The sequence below is a fragment of the Thalassotalea sp. ND16A genome (genome assembly GCF_000764205.1).
Taxonomy (GTDB): Bacteria; Pseudomonadota; Gammaproteobacteria; order Enterobacterales; family Alteromonadaceae; genus Thalassotalea_A.
This window is the reverse complement of sequence record NZ_JQDZ01000123.1, coordinates 28,706-46,183: the sequence shown is the minus strand read 5'-3', so window position 1 is coordinate 46,183 and position 17,478 is coordinate 28,706. Positions and strand designations below refer to the sequence as shown.

Annotated in this window: 11 protein-coding genes; 9 read left to right on the top strand and 2 right to left on the bottom strand. The window is 43.8% G+C overall.

The genetic code is table 11. The features are described from left to right. The first annotated feature begins 145 nt into the window (after positions 1–145). Positions 146–592, top strand: coding sequence for a hypothetical protein (locus ND16A_RS01510; RefSeq protein ID WP_033079214.1), 447 nt, complete (start codon positions 146–148; stop codon positions 590–592). 58 nt (positions 593–650) lie between these two features. Continuing rightward, positions 651–4,082, top strand: coding sequence for a hybrid sensor histidine kinase/response regulator (locus ND16A_RS01515; RefSeq protein ID WP_033079213.1), 3,432 nt, complete (start codon positions 651–653; stop codon positions 4,080–4,082). A gap of 38 nt (positions 4,083–4,120) precedes the next feature. Here the strand turns inward: ND16A_RS01515 and ND16A_RS01520 are convergent, their stop codons facing one another. After that, the gene (locus tag ND16A_RS01520; protein ID WP_033079212.1) at positions 4,121–4,789 is read right to left on the bottom strand and encodes a response regulator transcription factor; all 669 of its coding nucleotides are present in this window, start codon (positions 4,787–4,789) and stop codon (positions 4,121–4,123) included. A gap of 228 nt (positions 4,790–5,017) precedes the next feature. On the opposite strand from ND16A_RS01520, the gene ND16A_RS01525 reads away from it, so the two are divergent. Then, a complete protein-coding gene (locus tag ND16A_RS01525; RefSeq protein ID WP_033079211.1) occupies positions 5,018–5,644 on the top strand; it encodes a YqiJ family protein in 627 nt (208 codons plus the stop codon). A gap of 25 nt (positions 5,645–5,669) precedes the next feature. Beyond that, positions 5,670–7,472: a flotillin family protein gene (locus ND16A_RS01530; protein WP_033079210.1), complete on the top strand. Its 1,803-nt coding sequence runs from the start codon at positions 5,670–5,672 to the stop codon at positions 7,470–7,472. A gap of 205 nt (positions 7,473–7,677) precedes the next feature. Here ND16A_RS01530 and ND16A_RS01535 read toward each other — a convergent pair whose 3' ends face one another. Next, positions 7,678–9,834, bottom strand: coding sequence for a prolyl oligopeptidase family serine peptidase (locus ND16A_RS01535; RefSeq protein ID WP_033079312.1), 2,157 nt, complete (start codon positions 9,832–9,834; stop codon positions 7,678–7,680). 333 nt (positions 9,835–10,167) lie between these two features. On the opposite strand from ND16A_RS01535, the gene ND16A_RS01540 reads away from it, so the two are divergent. From ND16A_RS01540 to ND16A_RS01560, 5 genes are all read left to right on the top strand, one after another. Continuing rightward, positions 10,168–11,421, top strand: coding sequence for an efflux RND transporter periplasmic adaptor subunit (locus ND16A_RS01540; protein ID WP_033079209.1), 1,254 nt, complete (start codon positions 10,168–10,170; stop codon positions 11,419–11,421). Between the two features lie 73 nt (positions 11,422–11,494). Next, complete coding sequence (locus ND16A_RS01545) at positions 11,495–12,208, top strand: ABC transporter ATP-binding protein (protein ID WP_033079208.1); 714 nt, start codon at positions 11,495–11,497, stop codon at positions 12,206–12,208. Between the two features lie 8 nt (positions 12,209–12,216). Next, positions 12,217–14,643, top strand: coding sequence for an ABC transporter permease (locus ND16A_RS01550; protein ID WP_081945693.1), 2,427 nt, complete (start codon positions 12,217–12,219; stop codon positions 14,641–14,643). Positions 14,644–14,732: 89 nt separating this feature from the next. Next, entirely contained in the window at positions 14,733–16,136 is a 1,404-nt protein-coding gene (locus ND16A_RS01555) for a sigma-54-dependent transcriptional regulator (protein ID WP_033079206.1), read from the top strand. Between the two features lie 11 nt (positions 16,137–16,147). Next, positions 16,148–17,473 (top strand): sensor histidine kinase, encoded by a 1,326-nt coding sequence (locus ND16A_RS01560; protein WP_033079205.1) that lies wholly within the window; start codon positions 16,148–16,150, stop codon positions 17,471–17,473. Positions 17,474–17,478 lie beyond the last annotated feature (5 nt).

The window sequence follows — 17,478 nt, the reverse complement described above, 5'->3', positions numbered from 1 at the left end:
CGGGAGTCTTTCTTGTTACTAGACTGTTATCAACTAAATCAATGACAACGTACACAGATTAGTATTTCCGATGGTTAATACCAATGGTATAAACCTTTTCACCGGGTGAATAAGGTGTTAAAACTAGAGAAGAGGAATTAAGTAAATGAATAAACATACCAAACTGGCCTTAATGGTAGCGCCTGTATTAGCCATTGGTGGCTATATTGCTTCAGATTTTTGGGTTGAAGAGCAAGCCAATGCCACTCGAATTTTTCAGATGACGCCGGAAAATTCCTGTGATGTGCTTACCGGCAATTGCGTGCTATTGGCCGAAGATTTTAAATTAAACATTTTTGATGATAATGGTAAAACCACCATTAACTCGACCTTTCCGCTCGATACCGCAACCTTGTTCTTAGTCGATAAAAACGATCAGGCAACATCGTATCAGCTGCAAATGAGTGACTCACCTTACTATTGGTATCGCCAAACCCCACTCAGAGCAACGATTTCACAAGTCGGTGACACGCACAAGATGAGAATTATCGCCACCATAAAAGGTGGCCAGTATATCAGTGAATTTTATACCCAGACGGGTTCGAAAGGATAATGTTTAATATACTTGGTAGAGTATGAGTTTAAATTGATAAAGAAAAATACGGGATACTATGTTTAGCAACTGGCAATTGGTGGTATTGGCCATCACCTACATTGGCTTATTGTTTGTCGTTGCCTACCTGGGTGATAAATACCGTCATAAAATTCATGGTAATAGCCAGGCCATCGTCTATGCCCTGACTTTGGGGGTGTATTGTACCTCATGGAGCTTTTTAGGCACGACCGCCCAAACGGCAACCAATATTTTTTCTCATATCCCGATATACCTCGGGCCAATATTGCTGTTTATGTTTGCCTGGCCATTTATCCAACGCATTATTCGGGTCAGTTTAAAACTTAATTTAACTTCTATCGCTGACTTGCTCGCCTCACGTTTTGGCAAGTCCCACAATCTGGCAATTCTAGTTACCGTAGTCGCGTTAATTGGTACCCTGCCATACTTGGCGTTACAGCTAAAAGCCATTGTTTACTCATTTGAATTATTACAAATGGAACGCGAAACCAATACCTGGCAATTGGGTTTAATTATTGCCTTAGTGTTGGCCGGATTTACCATTATCTTTGGTATTCGCAACATTGATGTCACCGAACGCCATCCAGGGGTTATGCTGGCAATTGCGTTTGAATCCCTGGTCAAACTGATTGCCTTTTTAGCGGTTGGCTTATTTGTCTGTTTTGCCTTGTTCGACTCACCGCAGCAGCTGTTTCAGCAAGCGAATATTGATATTTCCAGCCAGTTGAGCGCCCCTAACATTAGCTCTATGCTGGGCATGTTAATTATTGTCATGGCGGCATTTTTATCTTTGCCACGACAGTTCCAGGTGATGGTGGTTGAACTAAAAGATAAAAAAGACACCCGCTTTGCCCGTAAAATCTTTCCCGCTTATGTCTTGGTTTTTGCCATTTTTGCCATGCCGCTGGGCATGGCCGGCCATTTACTGTTTAACGGTGATGTCGCCGCCGACTCTTACGTGTTAATGCTGCCAGCACAAAACGACCAGCCGATACTCACCTTACTAACCTTTTTAGGGGCTATTTCTGCGGCCAGTTCGATGATCATCATTTCTGCCATCGCCTTAAGTACGATGTTAAGCAATGAAATTGTCTTCCCGATCCTGTTTAGCCGTAAAAAACAACAGAGTGACGATTACGAACGTTTTCGCTTAAAATTATTAAACACCCGTAAGTTTCTGGTGCTTGCCATTATCATGATGGGCTATGGCGCATTTTTACTGGCAGATGATGATACTTTGGCATCCCTAGGCGCAGTGGCTTTTGGCGCTATCGCCCAACTGACACCGGCGTTAATTGCGGCTTTTTACTGGCGTCATGCCAGTTTAACCGGTGTCTATAGTGGTATTGCCACCGGTTTTTCATTATGGCTGCTGTTGAATTTATTGCCGAATTTAGGCTTCTATCCGCAAGATGTTTTTTTAGGAGAGCTTGCCACCAACACTACGGCCACCTTGATCAGTCTCGGCAGTAATATTTTAGTGATGTGGGCGATATCATTGTTGAGCCGACAAAGTGTGCATGAACGGGTGCAGGCGGCCTTTTTTATTGAAGAAAAAAATGCGATTGAACTGCCTGAACAAAAGAAAAAACACATCACCAATTCAGAATTGCAATTGCTTATTTCCCGTTTTATCGGTGAAGACAAAGCCGCGGCAAGCTTTTTGGCGTTCGAGCAAAAAGTACAAGGGCAGCAACTTAGTGCGCCTCAGCAGCATCGGCTAATGATCGTGCATTGTGAAAATGCCTTAGGCACGGTAATGGGTGCCGCTTCGGCAAGGCTGGTACTGCATTCGGCCATGCAAGGCAGAAATATTAACCTCAATGAGTTGGCACAACTGGTCGAAGAGACGTCTAGTCAGCAACAGCAATTCAACCAGCATTTACTGCAAAGTGCGATAGAGAATGCCAGCGAGGGGATCTCAATTATTGATGGCAATCTCAAGTTGGTGGCGTGGAATAGCCGCTATCTAGAGCTATTTAATTATCCGGAAAATATGGTGTTCATCGGCTGTGCAATTGAAGATTTGATCCGTTTCAATGCCCGTAAAGGACTGTGCGGTGAGGGCGAAGTGGAGCAGCAAGTAAGCAGGCGAGTACAATTTTTAAAAGATGGTAGCTCACTCGTGTCAGAACGCCAACTCGAAGATGGCGTCATTATCCGCATTGAAGGTAACCCGCTGCCCGATGGTGGCTTTGTCATGATATTTAAAGACATTACCGCCTATCGTGAAGCGGAAATGCTGCTAAAAGCGGAAAACTTGGATCTGGAATCCTTAGTCACCGAGCGTACGCAAAAATTGGAACTGGTCAATGAGCAGCTGGCCGTAGCTCGAGAAAAGTCCGAGCAGGCAAACCTGAAAAAAAGCCAATACTTAAAAGCCATCAGCCACGACTTAATGCAACCGTTAGAAGCGGCAAGATTATTTACTTCGGCCCTGGCCGATCAAAATAAATTAAATGATGCTCAGCGCCGGCAAGTCAGCAATATCGACCACTCGTTAAAAGTGGCCAATGACTTATTGGTGAACTTGGCCGAAGTTGCCCGTATCGAGAGTGGCAATATCAGCCCGAACATCGAAGTGTTTTGTTTTCACGATGTATTGGCACAGTTGGAACAAGAATTTTTGGCGGCGGCAAACGAATACTTAGTGAGTTTTAAAGTTTTTCCGTCGCAGCAATGGATAAAAACCGATAAACATTTATTGCGTCGTATCTTACAAAATTTATTAACCAATGCGTTTCGCTATGCCAGTCCGGGCAATGTTGTGCTGGCGACAAAATTAGAAAGAAATCAATTAAAAATCCAGGTTGTTGATGATGGTCCAGGAATAGCGCGAGATAAACAGCAATTAGTGTTTGAGCAATTTACTCAGCTTGAAAATAGTAAAAGTAGCACCAGCAATGGCTTAGGATTAGGGTTAAATATTACTCGTTCACTGGCGCAAATTCTGGGTCACACTTTACACCTGGAGTCTGAAGCTGGCTGTGGTTGTAACTTCTCGGTGTCGGTTCCTACGGCAGAACCGGTACAGACTAAAGAGCAACCAGCAACAGCGCAGGTTGGCTTGCAAGGGGTATCGGTATTGTGTATTGATAACGATCCTAAGGTACTTGCCGGCATGCTGGAATTGCTTGGTGCCTGGCAATGCAATGTGTATGGCGCTAATGGCAGTGCGACAGCGAAAGAAATATTTAACCGCCACAATAATGAAATTGAAATACTGTTAGTGGATTATCAATTGGACAACAATGAAGATGGTATCAGTTTAATTAATGAATTAAGGGAGCTTGCCCAACGGCAGATACCGGCAATTTTAATCACCGCCACGACGGAATCTGACATCCAACAAAAAACCCGTAAGGCAAAAGTCGGTTATATGCGTAAGATGGTAAAACCAGCGGCGTTGAGAGCGATGATGAGTGCCATGCTCACCAAAATGCTGCAAGCCAATTACATGCCGAAGTAAACGCAGGGTAATGGGCTTCGTTGCGTCAGGGACTCGTGTTATTGACTTAACTCGCGACTAAAACCGCCTTCATTAAGATCAAGCTGATTCAGTGAAATTACCGCCTGAGTACGATTATTGACTTTCAATTTTCTGAATATCGCTGTCGCATGTGCTTTTATCGTCGCTTCTGACACATGTAAGTCGTAAGCAATTTGTTTATTTAACAAACCTTCGGCAAACATCAGTAAAATTTTATACTGTTGTTGGGTTAAACTGGCAATACGTTCTGCCATTTCGGCTTTACTATCACTTGCATCGGCGCTATTTAAGATTTCCGGCGTCCACAACTGGCCAGATAATACCTGATTAATGGCGGTAAATATGGTATTTACATCGGTCGATTTTGGCACAAAACCAGAAGCGCCATAACTCATCGCTTGATTGATGGTATCAACATCTTCATAAGCAGAAACCACGACCACAGGAATTTGCGGGAAATGCTGGCGGACATGGATTAAAGTATTGAAACCATGAGCGCCAGGAATGTTTAAATCCAGCAGTAATAAATCCGCGTCAGTTTCTTTTAATAACAGCTGTTCAAGCTCTTCTACCGTTTCAGCCTGCAACCAATTGGTTGTAGTCATTCTTTGCTTAAGCGTTTCCAGCAATGCGTGACGAAATAACGGATGATCGTCGGCAATAATCACTTTATCAGGTAAAAACATCTCTATTAATCCATAATTTATTGTCCATACTTATCATACGCCATTTGTTAAATATTTGTTATTATACTTTAGCCTAGTTGTGTTATTACTCGAGTGATAAATTGCTAAACAAAATTAGCTCATCTATGTTCATTTTTGCATCAGTCATTGATTAAACATTGAATAATTTATTAATTAGAGTAGATTCTTAATCTTGGAATAAAAAATAAAAAGCCAAGGAGGCTGAAATTGCTCGAGTTTTTCCTCTCAGATCTTAACATAACCTATACTATCGCCCTTGCCATAGTCTTTGGTTTAGCATTATTAGAAGGTATCGCGTTATTAATTGGCGCAAGCGTGATGAGTATGCTTGATGACCTGGTTGATATCGATATAGACGCAGATGTTACACCCGGTGGCTTAACCGCCCTTTTGGGCTGGTTATGTCTGAACCGTTTACCGATGCTGGTTTGGCTGGTATTAATATTAATCAGCTTTGCCATAACCGGTTTAGTGTATAACTATTGCATTGTAACAACTCTCAATATTGCTGTGCTCTTGTGGCTCAGTAAGCCTGTGGCCCTGATTGGAGCTATGTTACTTAGCCACTACTTGGGTGACGCCATTGCTAAAATAGTGCCCAAAAATGAATCTTCTGCGGTTTCAACCGACACTTTTATTGGCAAAGTCGCCACCATCACGCTAGGCAAAGCCACGAAAGGTAGTGCTGCCGAAGCGGTACTAAAAGACGAGTTTAATCAAAAACATTACGTCATGGTTGAACCAGATGATGAACATTCCAGCTTTACTCAAGGTGCCTCGGTGGTGCTTATGGAAAAAACTGCCAACAGCTGGTTAGCTGCAAAATTAAAATAATAAAAACACATTAAAAGGACATCCCATGGATCAATTTACCGCAGGTGATAACTTCACCTTCATGCTTATTGTTGCCGGCTCAGTGCTGGTATCGCTTATCACCATTGGCTTAATTTTCGCCAAACTCTACATTAGAGCAACAAAAGAAATCGCCTTTGTTCGTACCGGCATGGGCGGTGAAAAAGTGGTTAAAGATGGCGGCGCCATCGTTTTACCGGTAGTGCACGAAACCATACCGGTGAATATGAATACACTACGTATTGAAGTAGAGAAAACTCAAAAAGACGCACTGATCACCAAAGACAGAATGCGGGTTGATGTAAAAGCCGATTTTTACTTACGCGTGGCGCCAAATGGTGAAGGCATTTCCATGGCCGCTCAAACTCTTGGTACTCGTACCATGCGGGTTGAAGAGTTGAAAAAATTAATGGAATCAAAATTCGTCGATGTACTGCGTGCCGTTGCTGCCGAGATGAGCATGACCGAAATGCATGAGCAGCGCAGTGAATTCGTGCAAAAAGTACAACAAAATGTGATGGCTGACCTGGAGAAAAATGGTCTAGAGCTAGAGTCGGTTTCACTTACCGGTTTTGACCAGACAGACTTGAATTTTTTTAATGAAAACAATGCATTTGATGCCGAAGGTAGAGCTCGACTGACAAAAATAATCGAGCAAAAACGCAAAGAAACCAACGATATTGAACAAGAAAACCGTATTCTGATAGAACAGCGCAATTTGGATGCCGAAAAGCAATCGCTAGACATACAGCGAGCCAAACAAGAAGCACAATTAGTACAAGAGCAGGCCGTTGAATTTAAGCGTGTTGAACAGCAAGCGGAAATTGTTAAACAACGAGAGTTGCGCGAAAAAGAAGAGCGTGAAGCGGAAATCGCCAAAGAAAAAGCGGTAGAAACCGCCGAAATTGAAAAATCGAAACAAATTGAAGCGCAAGAAATTGAAAAACGTAAAACGTTAGAACAGGCACGCATTCAGCAACAAAAAGACATTGAAGTATCAATGCAAGATAAGCAAATTGCGGTCGCGCAAAAATCTGAAGAAGAGTCTGCTGCCCGTGCCAAAGCGGCGGAGGCTGAAAAAGCCAAAGTAGAAAAAGAAGAAGCGGTGATCACCGCACAAAAAATTGCTGTCGCCAATCGTCAAAAAGACATTGAAGTGATTGATGCGAAAAAAGAGGCGGAACGTGATGCTGTTGGCATTACCGTACAGGCCGAAGCCGATAAACGCGCCGCCGAAGACAAAGCCGAAGCAATTTTAACCGAAGCGCGTGCCGATGCCGATGCGAAAAAACTCAAAGCAGAAGCCGATGAGAAGATTTATGCGGTTGAAGCCGAGGGTAAAAAGGCTTTGTATGATGCCGAAAATACGCTCCGTGATGAACAGGTAGAATTGCAAAAATCACTGGCCATTCTCAAAGCCTTGCCAGAAATTGTCGCCAACGCGGTGAAACCTCTGGAAAATATTGATGGCATTAAAATTTTGCAAGGGTTTGGCGGCAATGGTGGCAATGGTGGCAATACCATGGCGAGTACAGGCTCAGCCGATGGCCAAAGTGTGAGTGGCGGTATGGCGGAGCAAATTACCAGTGCGGCATTAAATTACCGGGCCAATGCGCCATTAATCGATACCATGATCCGTGAGTTAGGAATTGTTGACAAAGATAGCGGCAGTTTAAATGATTTGATCAGTGGCAATCATAACTTAGCGAAAGATGCGATTTCAGTGACACAAGCACAAGCAAGTGCTCAAAGTACCGGGCCTTTAAATGGCAAAGATGCAAACAATGGTGACAGTCCTGCGACAAAATAGCTCTTTGAGTAATTGCCGAGGATACGAATAAGTGGTCCATGGCCCGGGAATATAAGCACTTTCAGGTACAGCGATAACTACTCTGAGTTACCTTCGGCAATGACGCGAGGTTAAAAACCCCGCCAACCGGGTACGCTACCTGGTTGGCGGGACTTCAGTCTCGCTAGTTGGTGATAACCAATATTATTGATTGCTCATATACCGTTTACTTAGCTAACTCTTTCACACCCATATTATAAAGAGTGAAACCAAAGATATCGGCGTATTGCTCGATAGTTTTAGAAACCGGCGTACCGGCACCGTGACCGGCATTGGTTTCAATGCGGATCAGCGTTGGGGCATTACCTGCTTGTTTCGCTTGTAGCTCTGCCGCAAACTTAAACGAGTGTGCTGGCACTACACGGTCATCATGATCGCCAGTTGTCACTAGCGTTGCCGGGTAAGACACACCAGATTTAACGTTTTGCACCGGTGAATAAGCCAGTAAATATTTAAACATTTCTTCACTTTGTTCTGCCGTACCGTAATCGTATGCCCAGCCAGCGCCCGCGGTAAAGGTGTGATAGCGCAGCATGTCTAATACGCCAACCGCAGGTAGTGCCACTTTCATCAGATCAGGTCGCTGAGTCATTACCGCACCAACCAGCAAACCACCATTTGAACCACCTCGAATGGCTAAGTAGTCGCTTGCCGTATATTGTTGGCTAATTAAATACTCGCCGGCAGCAATAAAGTCATCAAATACGTTTTGCTTATTTAATTGCGTACCGGCCTTGTGCCATTCTTTACCGTATTCGCCACCGCCACGTAAATTGGCCACCGCATAAACACCGCCTTGCTCCATCCATACCGCATTAGCGACAGAAAAACGAGGCGTTAAACTTACGTTAAAGCCACCGTAACCGTATAAGATAGTTGGATTTTTACCGTTCAGTTCAAGACCTTTTTTATGAGTAATGATCATCGGGATTTTGGTACCATCTTTTGAGGTATAAAATTCTTGTGTAGACACATAATCGGCACTGTTAAATTTGGCTGCCGATGCGGCATAAACTGTCGATTTACCTGTGTTCACGTCGTAGCTGTAAATGGTACTAGGCGTTTTGTAGTTGTTAAACGAGTAATATAAAACACTATCTTCTGGTTTACCTTCTATGCTACTGACACTGCCAATTCCAGGTAAATTAATTTCTCTCACTTGTTTACCGGTAAGATCAAATTGCAATACCTTCGACGTTGCATCCACCATGTATTCGGCAAAAATGTAGCCGCCACCAACCGAAGGTGTTAAAACGTTTTCCGTTTCAACGATAAAGTCCGTCCAATTTTCAGGAGCAGGATCACTAGCGTCCACAGTCACTACTTTTTGATTCGGCGCATTTAAATTAGTTACCAGGAATAGTTTAGAACCTTGGTTATGCAATAAATAAGTGTCTGAATTGTGGTGATCGAGTACGTTAATTAACTCACTGTTTGGCACGGTTAAATCTTTAATGAACAAATCATTACCCGATGTCGATAGTGCACCAGAGATCATTAAATAACGACCATCATCCGACACAGTACCGGATACATAACGACGTTTTTGTTCTGCAGTACCACCAAAGACTAAAGCATCCTGGCTTTGCGGTTGACCTAACTGATGATAATACAGCTTGTGTTGATCAGTTTTTGCCGATAACTCACTGCCTTCTGGCTTGTCATAGCTTGAATAATAAAAGCCTTCGTTGTTAAACCAGGAAATGCCTGAAAATTTAACGTCAACAAGGGCTTCTTCAATCTTCTTCCCGGTTTCTACATCAATAATGATGATTTTACGCCAGTCACTGCCACCTTCTGAAATCGAATAAGCGGCGATTGAGCCGTCTTTAGAAAAGCTTAACTGTGCTAGTGAGGTAGTGCCGTCGCTACTGAACGTATTTGGATCTAAAAACACCTCAGCCTGCGCCCCCTCTTTTTGGCGATAAACCACATACTGGTTTTGCAAGCCGTCATTTTTGTAAAAATAGCGATACTCACCTTCGACAAATGGCGCACTGGTTTTTTCATAATTCCACAACTCTTGCAAACGTTGTTTTAACGCCGCACGGTAAGGAATTTTATTTAAATAATCAAAGGTAACTTCATTTTCGGCTTTTACCCAGGCGGCAGTTTCATCACTGCGATCGTCTTCTAGCCAGCGGTATGGGTCGGCAACCTGTTTACCAAAATAGGTTTCTACCACATCACCTTGGCGGGTAACTGGATAACTGGTTACTTGACTTGCTTGGCTTACGGCAGCTGCAGATTGTTGAGATTGAGTCGTGTCATTTCCACAAGCGGATAATAGGCCTGCCAAACACAAGAGTGTATATTTTTTCATCAATTCTTCTTCTTTATATTTATTATAAACGCGATAAGAATAAAGACATGACCCGGCAATGTCTAGCGTCACCCACATTCGGCTTGTAAACTATTGTTTACCCAATCGTTAGCCGTATAACTCAGCGTAGGACCGAATCTAAATGAGTATTTGTCCCAATAATGGAATAGAGCGCACATTTAGACCATCCCATTATTGGTACGGCATATCAGGAACCAGCAATCACAGCGACGTAAAAATAAATATAAGCCAATAAAAACAACACATTAAATTATTGGCATAGATAATGCTCATTTACCTGTAGTTTACATTATTTAATTTTTGGTAGTCGTTATGGACATCGTTAAAAAGCAACAAACTTCATTATTTAAAAAGTATGGCAAGCTTGTTATCGGCGCTTTGGTTTTGCTCGCGGCAGTAGTATTTATCCAGTTTTTGAGCACGCAAAGTTATGCCCTTGATCGCAACAAATTGCTCATTGCCGAAGTTCAGCAAGGTAATTTTTCCATTAAAGTGCGTGGCCCCGGGGTATTAACACCAAAAGACATTCGCTGGATTGCCTCTTCGGTTGAAGGCCGAGCGGAACGGGTATTGGTTAAACCCGGCGCTAATGTGAAAGCCGGAGATTTGTTAATCGAACTGACCAATCCCAAACTTGAACGAAGTCTTGAAGAAACACGCTGGGAATTAGAGGCGCAAGAAGCCGAGGCAAAAGCCGCAATCGTCGAATTTGATTCGATGCTGCTTGATCAAAAAGCACGGGTGTTTAATGCCAAATTAGACTACGACAGTGTCGCCATGCGTTTGAATGCCGAAACCGAACTGTTCAATAACGGCGCCCAAGCAGTGTCAAAACTTGATTTTGAAAGAACCAAGTTAACCACCCGCCAAAATAAAGAACGCTGGCAAATTGAACAACAACGCACAAGCAAAATGAAAGAAACCTTGATCGCAAAAACTCATGCCCTAAATGCTCGTTTGAACAAAATGCGCAAATCATTAGAAAGCATGGAAGAGCAAGTGGACAACCTGCAGGTAAAAGCGTCAATCGACAGTGTGGTGCAAGACGTAGCCATTGAAGTAGGCCAGCAAGTCACCTTGGGCACCAGCTTAGCCAAGCTTGCAAAACAACAGGAGTTGATTGCCGAACTGCAAATACCTGAGCTGGCAATCCGCGATGTTGCCCTTGGACAATCGGTCATCATCGATACCCGTAACAATCAAATCAACGGCGAGGTTATTCGCATTGCCCCGGCAGTGAATAACGGTTCGGTGCAAGTCGATGTTGCGTTAAAGCAACCGCTACCTGCCGATGCCCGTCCCGACTTGAGCATCGACGGTGAAATATTGGTGGCAAACCTGGCCAACACTAAATTTGTCCGTCGCCCGTCTTTTGCCCAGAGCCACCGCAGTGCGAAAATCTTTAAACTAAGCAATGATGGTGCTAATGCCGAAAAAATATCCGTCGATTTTGGCCAGGGCTCGGTGCAAAAAATTCAGATAAAAAGCGGTTTAGAAGCCGGCGACAAAATTATACTTTCACAAAATGATGAACTGAATCGTTTTAACAAGATCACTTTGAAATAAGTCACCCTGAAATAAATTACTTTGAAATAAACAGACAAAACAGAATTCACAACTTTAACTACAGGATAACAAGATGAACGATAACGCCCTTATTACCTTAAGCAATATAGAAAAAGTATTTCATACCGATGAAGTAGAAACCCATGCCCTAGCCGATATTCAACTGACCATCAATGCCGGTGAATATCTGGCAATTTCAGGGCCTTCGGGGTGTGGTAAATCTACCTTATTGTCTGTACTCGGGTTATTAGATACGCCAACCAATGGCGACTATGTATTAAACAAGCAACAAGTGGCGAATTTAAAAGCCAGTGAACGAGCCCACATTCGCAATAAAGAAGTCGGCTTTATCTTTCAGTCATTTAATTTAATCAGCGATTTAACCGTAGAAGAAAATGTCGCGCTGCCATTAACTTATCGCGATGACTATAGCAGCAAAGAGGTGGTTGAGGCGGTGAAAAAAGCCTTAGCAAAAGTCGACATGTTGCATCGCGCGAGTCACTTCCCATCACAGCTTTCCGGCGGTCAACAACAGCGTGTTGCTGTGGCTCGTGCGATAGCGGGTAACCCGTCTATTATTCTTGCCGATGAGCCTACCGGTAACTTAGACAGCAAAAATGCCGAAGCGGTGATGAGCTTGTTAGACAGTTTACACAGCGAAGGGGCCACTATTTGTATGGTTACCCATGACCCGCGTTCCGCTCAGCGCAGTGAGCGTTTAGTCGAAATTCTCGATGGCAAAATTATCGCCGACAACCCAATCAAACGTGGTATGCACGCAGCTTAAGGGGAACAATGATGAAATGGTTATTCGATGTTAAATATGCGTATCGCATGTTACTCAAAAATCCGGGATTTACCTCTTTAACGGTATCGGTGATGGCGGCGGGTTTAGGCTTATGTGTATTCATGTTGGCCTTTATTTCCAGTATTGTGCTGCGTCCATTGCCCTTTGCTGATGGCGAGCACATGTATGTGATTGAAGCAGAAGTCGATGGCGTGTTGTATAACGGTGGCTCAATACTGTTACACGATTATCTCGACATTAAAGAGCAAAGCCAAAGTTACGAAACGTTAGGTGCCTATTACAGCGCAACGGCCAACCTGAGTAATGGTGACCGGGCCGAACGCTTTAGCGGTATCGTCACTGAGCCTAATATGTTCAGCTTTACCAGTACCGACCCTATCATCGGTCGCACCTTTAATGACCAGGACGCCATCGAAGGGGCACAACCGGTAACCGTCATTGGTTATGAAGTTTGGCAAAATTACTTTAGTAACGATCAACAAATTGTTGGCAAAAGCGTAAAGTTAAACGGCGTGGCGACTACGATTATCGGGGTAATGCCGCAAGGGTATAAATTCCCGATGGCCGGCCAGCTTTGGTTACCGATGAAAGAAGATGGCAAGCGTCTGACTCGCGCAGAGTCTCCAAATGTGTCCATTTTTGCATTAAAGAAAACCTCTGTCAGTTTGGCGCAAGCAACCCAGGAGTTGCAGGGTATCATGGCGATAGCCGAGAAAAACTTCCCTGAAACCAACGGTAAAACCTCGGCTTACATCACCAGTTTTCAAAAGAACATGATGGGTAATGGTTCAGAAATGATCATTGGCTTAATGCTAACGGCCGTCACTTTTGTGTTGATCCTTGCTTGTGTCAACGTCGGCAACTTATTGTTAGCCCGAGCCAATGAGCGTGCCAAGGAAACGGCCATTCGCGTTGCCTTGGGCGCACCTCGTGCCCGCTTAATCATGCAGATGATGTGGGAAAGTGTGTTTATTTGTACCTTAGGCGGATTGTTTGGCTTGTTCATCGCCGCCTGGGCCTTGGAATTAATGGATGCCTTTTTGCCCAATATGTTACCGATGGCAGTACCTTTTTGGTGGGCAATGACGCTTGATGCTAAATTAATTTATCAATCCATCTTGATCATAATTACCACCGCGTTTATTACCGGTATCATTCCCGCATGGAAAATGTCACGCAGCGATTTTAACGCGGTATTGCGCGATGGTACTCGTGGTGCCCAAGGCAAACGCGCCGGTCGTGTAAACCGTATACTGGTGATTTTGGAAGTGGCGTTATCGTGCATTTTATTAAGCCTGTCTGGGGTATTGTACGTAGTGTTACAAGAAGTGAACAATACTGATTATGGCGCAAATACCGGCCATAAACTTGAAGCCCGTATAGGCCTGCCTGAGGCCACCTATGAAAACGAGCAAGACCGATTGCAGTATTTTCAACGTCTGGTTGAACGCTTACAAACCATTCCAGGGGTAAGTGGCGCCGGCGCGATGTCAAATTTACCGGGCAATGGCACTTGGTATCGTGCTTTTCAACCAGAAGGATTTGAGATCACTGACAAGCAATACCCACGTACTGGTGAATCCATTAGTTTTACCGGCAGCATGCAGGCGCTGGATATGAGGCTAATCGAAGGACGCTATTTTGACAGTCGTGACCGGGTAGATTCATTACCGGTGGCCATTATTACCGATTCAATGGCAGACAAATACTGGCCAGAACAATCGTCGTTAGGCAAACGCTTTAAATATGTTAACGATGAGGATGCTCCTTGGTATACGGTTGTTGGTGTGGTCAATCATGTGATCCATGGTCAGCCATATTCAATGATCAAACATCGCACCACCGCTTATCGTCCTTACACTCAGGCAAATCGCCGTTTTATGAGTGCATTTATTGATGTACAAGGTGATCCCGATGAATATCGCGCCGCCTTCAATGCGGCAGCGGCGAAGATAGACCCGGAAGTGCCAACCTATAATATGATGGTGTTGAAGGAAAAAATTCGCCGTAATATTGGTGGTATGTCTTTCATTCGAGATTTATTCGGTGTCTTCGCACTATGTGCATTGTTATTGGCATCTAGTGGTATCTATGGTGTATTGGCAAATAGCACCAGTCGCCGTACCCAGGAAATTGGCATTCGTCGTGCCGTAGGCGCCAGCGACGCTAAAGTGATGTCGATGTTAATGCGCCAAGGTTGGATACAATTGATCATCGGTCTGGTGATTGGTATTCCATTAGCCTACCTGGCAAGTCAGGGCATAGTGCAATTAGTCGGACCAGAAACCAATAATTATTACTTTGTATTTGCCGCTATCCCTGCCATTATTACCTTGGTAGTAAGCTCAGCAACCTATTTCCCAGCAAAGAAGGCAATTGCCCTGGAACCTAGCTCGGCACTGCGCTACGAATAACGCGAACAGGGAGCAAGTTGCTTGCTCCCTATCGTTTAATGGTAATTCTAATACCAAATCTGATTGGTATAACAATAAAGATGTAATAAATGGCCGCAAAAATTCTGGTAGCCGACGATGATCAAAACATTCTCGCGGCGCTAAAAATGCTATTCAGCTGCGAAGGTTATGAGGTAACCTTAGCCTCACAACCTGCACAGGTATTAAAGTTGTTTCAACAGCAATCATTTGATTGTGTGTTGTTAGATCTTAATTTCACTTTAGATACTACCTCTGGTGAAGAAGGTATCGCCCTGATTGCCAAATTAGCGCAAGTGGATGAGAATATTCCGATCATTGTGATGACCGGTTGGGCGACCATAGATTTAGCCGTCTCAGCGATGCAAAATGGTGCCGCCGATTTGATCCAAAAACCGTGGGATAATGAGCAATTATTGCGCACTAGCGAGACCCACATCAAACTGGCACAGCAACAACAAAAATCGGCCAGACTTAATCGTGAAAATCAAATTTTAAAAGCTCTGCACAGCAACCTTAATCCAATAATCGCCGAATCAACTAGCATGCAAGCGGTATTGACTATGGTTGAGCAACTGGCACAAAGTGACGTTAATGTGTTAATTACCGGTGAAAATGGTACTGGCAAAAGCTTGCTGGCGGAACACATTCATAATCGTTCCAATCGCGCTGAACATTCGCTGATCAGTGTCAATATGGGCGCGATTAGTGAAAACTTGTTTGAAAGCGAAATGTTTGGTCATGTCAAAGGGGCGTTTACCGACGCCAGAGAAAATCGCATTGGCCGCTTTGAATTGGCCGATCAAGGCAGTTTATTTTTGGATGAAATAGGCAATATCCCATTATCGCAGCAAAGTAAATTACTGCGGGTTTTGGAAAATCAAAAATTTGAAAAAGTAGGGGCGAGTAAAACCCAACAGGTTGATACCAGAGTCATTGCCGCGACCAATGCCAATATTGAAGAAATGATCAGTCAACAACAGTTTCGCCAGGATTTATTTTTTCGGTTAAATACTTTTGAAATTCAATTGCCGCCACTGCGCCACCGTTTAGCAGATATCAAGCCACTGGCAGAATCATTTTTGGCTGGCTTTAAAGCAAAATACCATAAACCAGAGTTAACCATATCTGCAGAGGCTATTGCCGCGATGCAAAGCTATGCCTGGCCAGGAAATATTCGAGAGCTCAGCCACATGTTGGAGCGGGCCGTAATATTAACCACCAATAACCATATTGAGCCGCAGCATCTGGGCCTGCAAGCAGGCAACCTTGTGCATGATGTCACCGCCGATAATGCACAACAGCAAAATCAACAACAGCCTGAATGGGATGTTGATAAAACCTTAGACGAATTAGAGCAGAAAATTATTTGCGCTAGGATCAAACACTGCAAAGGCAATATGCAGAATGCGGCAAAATCTTTAGGTTTAAGTCGCAGTGCGTTTTATCGTAGAATTGATAAATACCAATTATAAAAGAGTGCACTTTGGCCAAGAAAGCGCGAGTAAAATTTGAAACTCAACTATTAAAATATTTGCTCATCGCGACGGGGGTACCTGTCGCTTTGCTATTATTAGTGCTCTGGTATTATCAAGCATCGACAAATTTGTTTATGCTTATTTTGCTGACCTTATTTTGTATCACTGGCTATTGCGCCATCACCATGTATCACAAAATCACTTTTCAATTTCGTACCTTGTCGAATTTGCTTGAAGGCATGAGCCATGGCGACTATTCATTGCGTGGTCGTCGCCACAGCCGTGATGATGCCTTAGGGGAGCTGGTTGATCAGATCAACAATCTTGCCAACACCCTTACCGAACAACGCTTCAGTGCGATGGAAGGGCAGCATTTACTGAAGAAAGTGATCCAGCACATCAACGTCGCAATTATCGCTGTTGATGAGCAACAGCAATTGGCGCTATTAAATCCGGCGGCAGAACAATTATTGAATGTGAGCAGTGAGCAAATGCTCGGCAAACCGCTGGCCAATATTGATGCGCAATCGTTATTAACCATTAGCCAACAACAAGTCATGGAATTAACCTTTGCCAATAAAAAGGGCCAGTTTCAGGTGATCCGAGATAACTATCGCGATCATGGCCATCAGCACGACTTATTCTTCATTACCGATGTTAATCATTTACTGCGAGAACAAGAACGGCAAGCCTGGCAAAACTTGATCCGGGTACTTAGTCACGAAATTAATAACTCATTAACGCCAATATCTTCGTTCGCCAGCACCATTAGCCGGCTGGCTAAAAAGCAGGATTTATCTAGCGATTTTGCCGACAACTTGCAGCAAAGCTTAACCATCATTGGTGAGCGTTCCAGTAGCTTAAAACAATTTATCGACAGCTATCGACAACTCACCCATTTGCCCAAACCGCAAAAGCAGAACACAAATTTGTTGGCTCTGCTAACGAAAGTAGTGGCGATATTTAAGCAGTGTAATATTGAGTTAGACATTAGTGATGACATCACCCTTGCGCTTGATCCGGTGCAAATTGAGCAAGTGCTGATTAATGTCATTAAAAATGCCGATGAAGCCATGCAAACCTGTCCGGGGAACATATCGATTTGCGCATCCACTGATGAACACAATGCGATACTCACCATTGCCGATCAAGGCATTGGCATTGCCAGCAGTCATAACCTGTTCACGCCGTTTTATACCACCAAAAAACAGGGCAGTGGTATTGGCCTGGTGTTATCAAGGCAGATCATTGAAGCCCATAATGGCTTTTTATCGATGGCCAACCGCAACTCTGAGCGCGGCTGCCAGATAACGATTCAGCTGCCCATCAATTAACCGAC

Coding starts and splice junctions, on each gene's coding strand:
- ND16A_RS01510 (WP_033079214.1), top strand. CDS start 146: ATGAATAAACATACCAAACTGGCCTTAATGGTAGCGCCTGTATTAGCC.
- ND16A_RS01515 (WP_033079213.1), top strand. CDS start 651: ATGTTTAGCAACTGGCAATTGGTGGTATTGGCCATCACCTACATTGGC.
- ND16A_RS01520 (WP_033079212.1), bottom strand. CDS start 4,789: ATGTTTTTACCTGATAAAGTGATTATTGCCGACGATCATCCGTTATTT.
- ND16A_RS01530 (WP_033079210.1), top strand. CDS start 5,670: ATGGATCAATTTACCGCAGGTGATAACTTCACCTTCATGCTTATTGTT.
- ND16A_RS01535 (WP_033079312.1), bottom strand. CDS start 9,834: ATGAAAAAATATACACTCTTGTGTTTGGCAGGCCTATTATCCGCTTGT.
- ND16A_RS01540 (WP_033079209.1), top strand. CDS start 10,168: ATGGACATCGTTAAAAAGCAACAAACTTCATTATTTAAAAAGTATGGC.
- ND16A_RS01545 (WP_033079208.1), top strand. CDS start 11,495: ATGAACGATAACGCCCTTATTACCTTAAGCAATATAGAAAAAGTATTT.
- ND16A_RS01550 (WP_081945693.1), top strand. CDS start 12,217: ATGATGAAATGGTTATTCGATGTTAAATATGCGTATCGCATGTTACTC.
- ND16A_RS01555 (WP_033079206.1), top strand. CDS start 14,733: ATGGCCGCAAAAATTCTGGTAGCCGACGATGATCAAAACATTCTCGCG.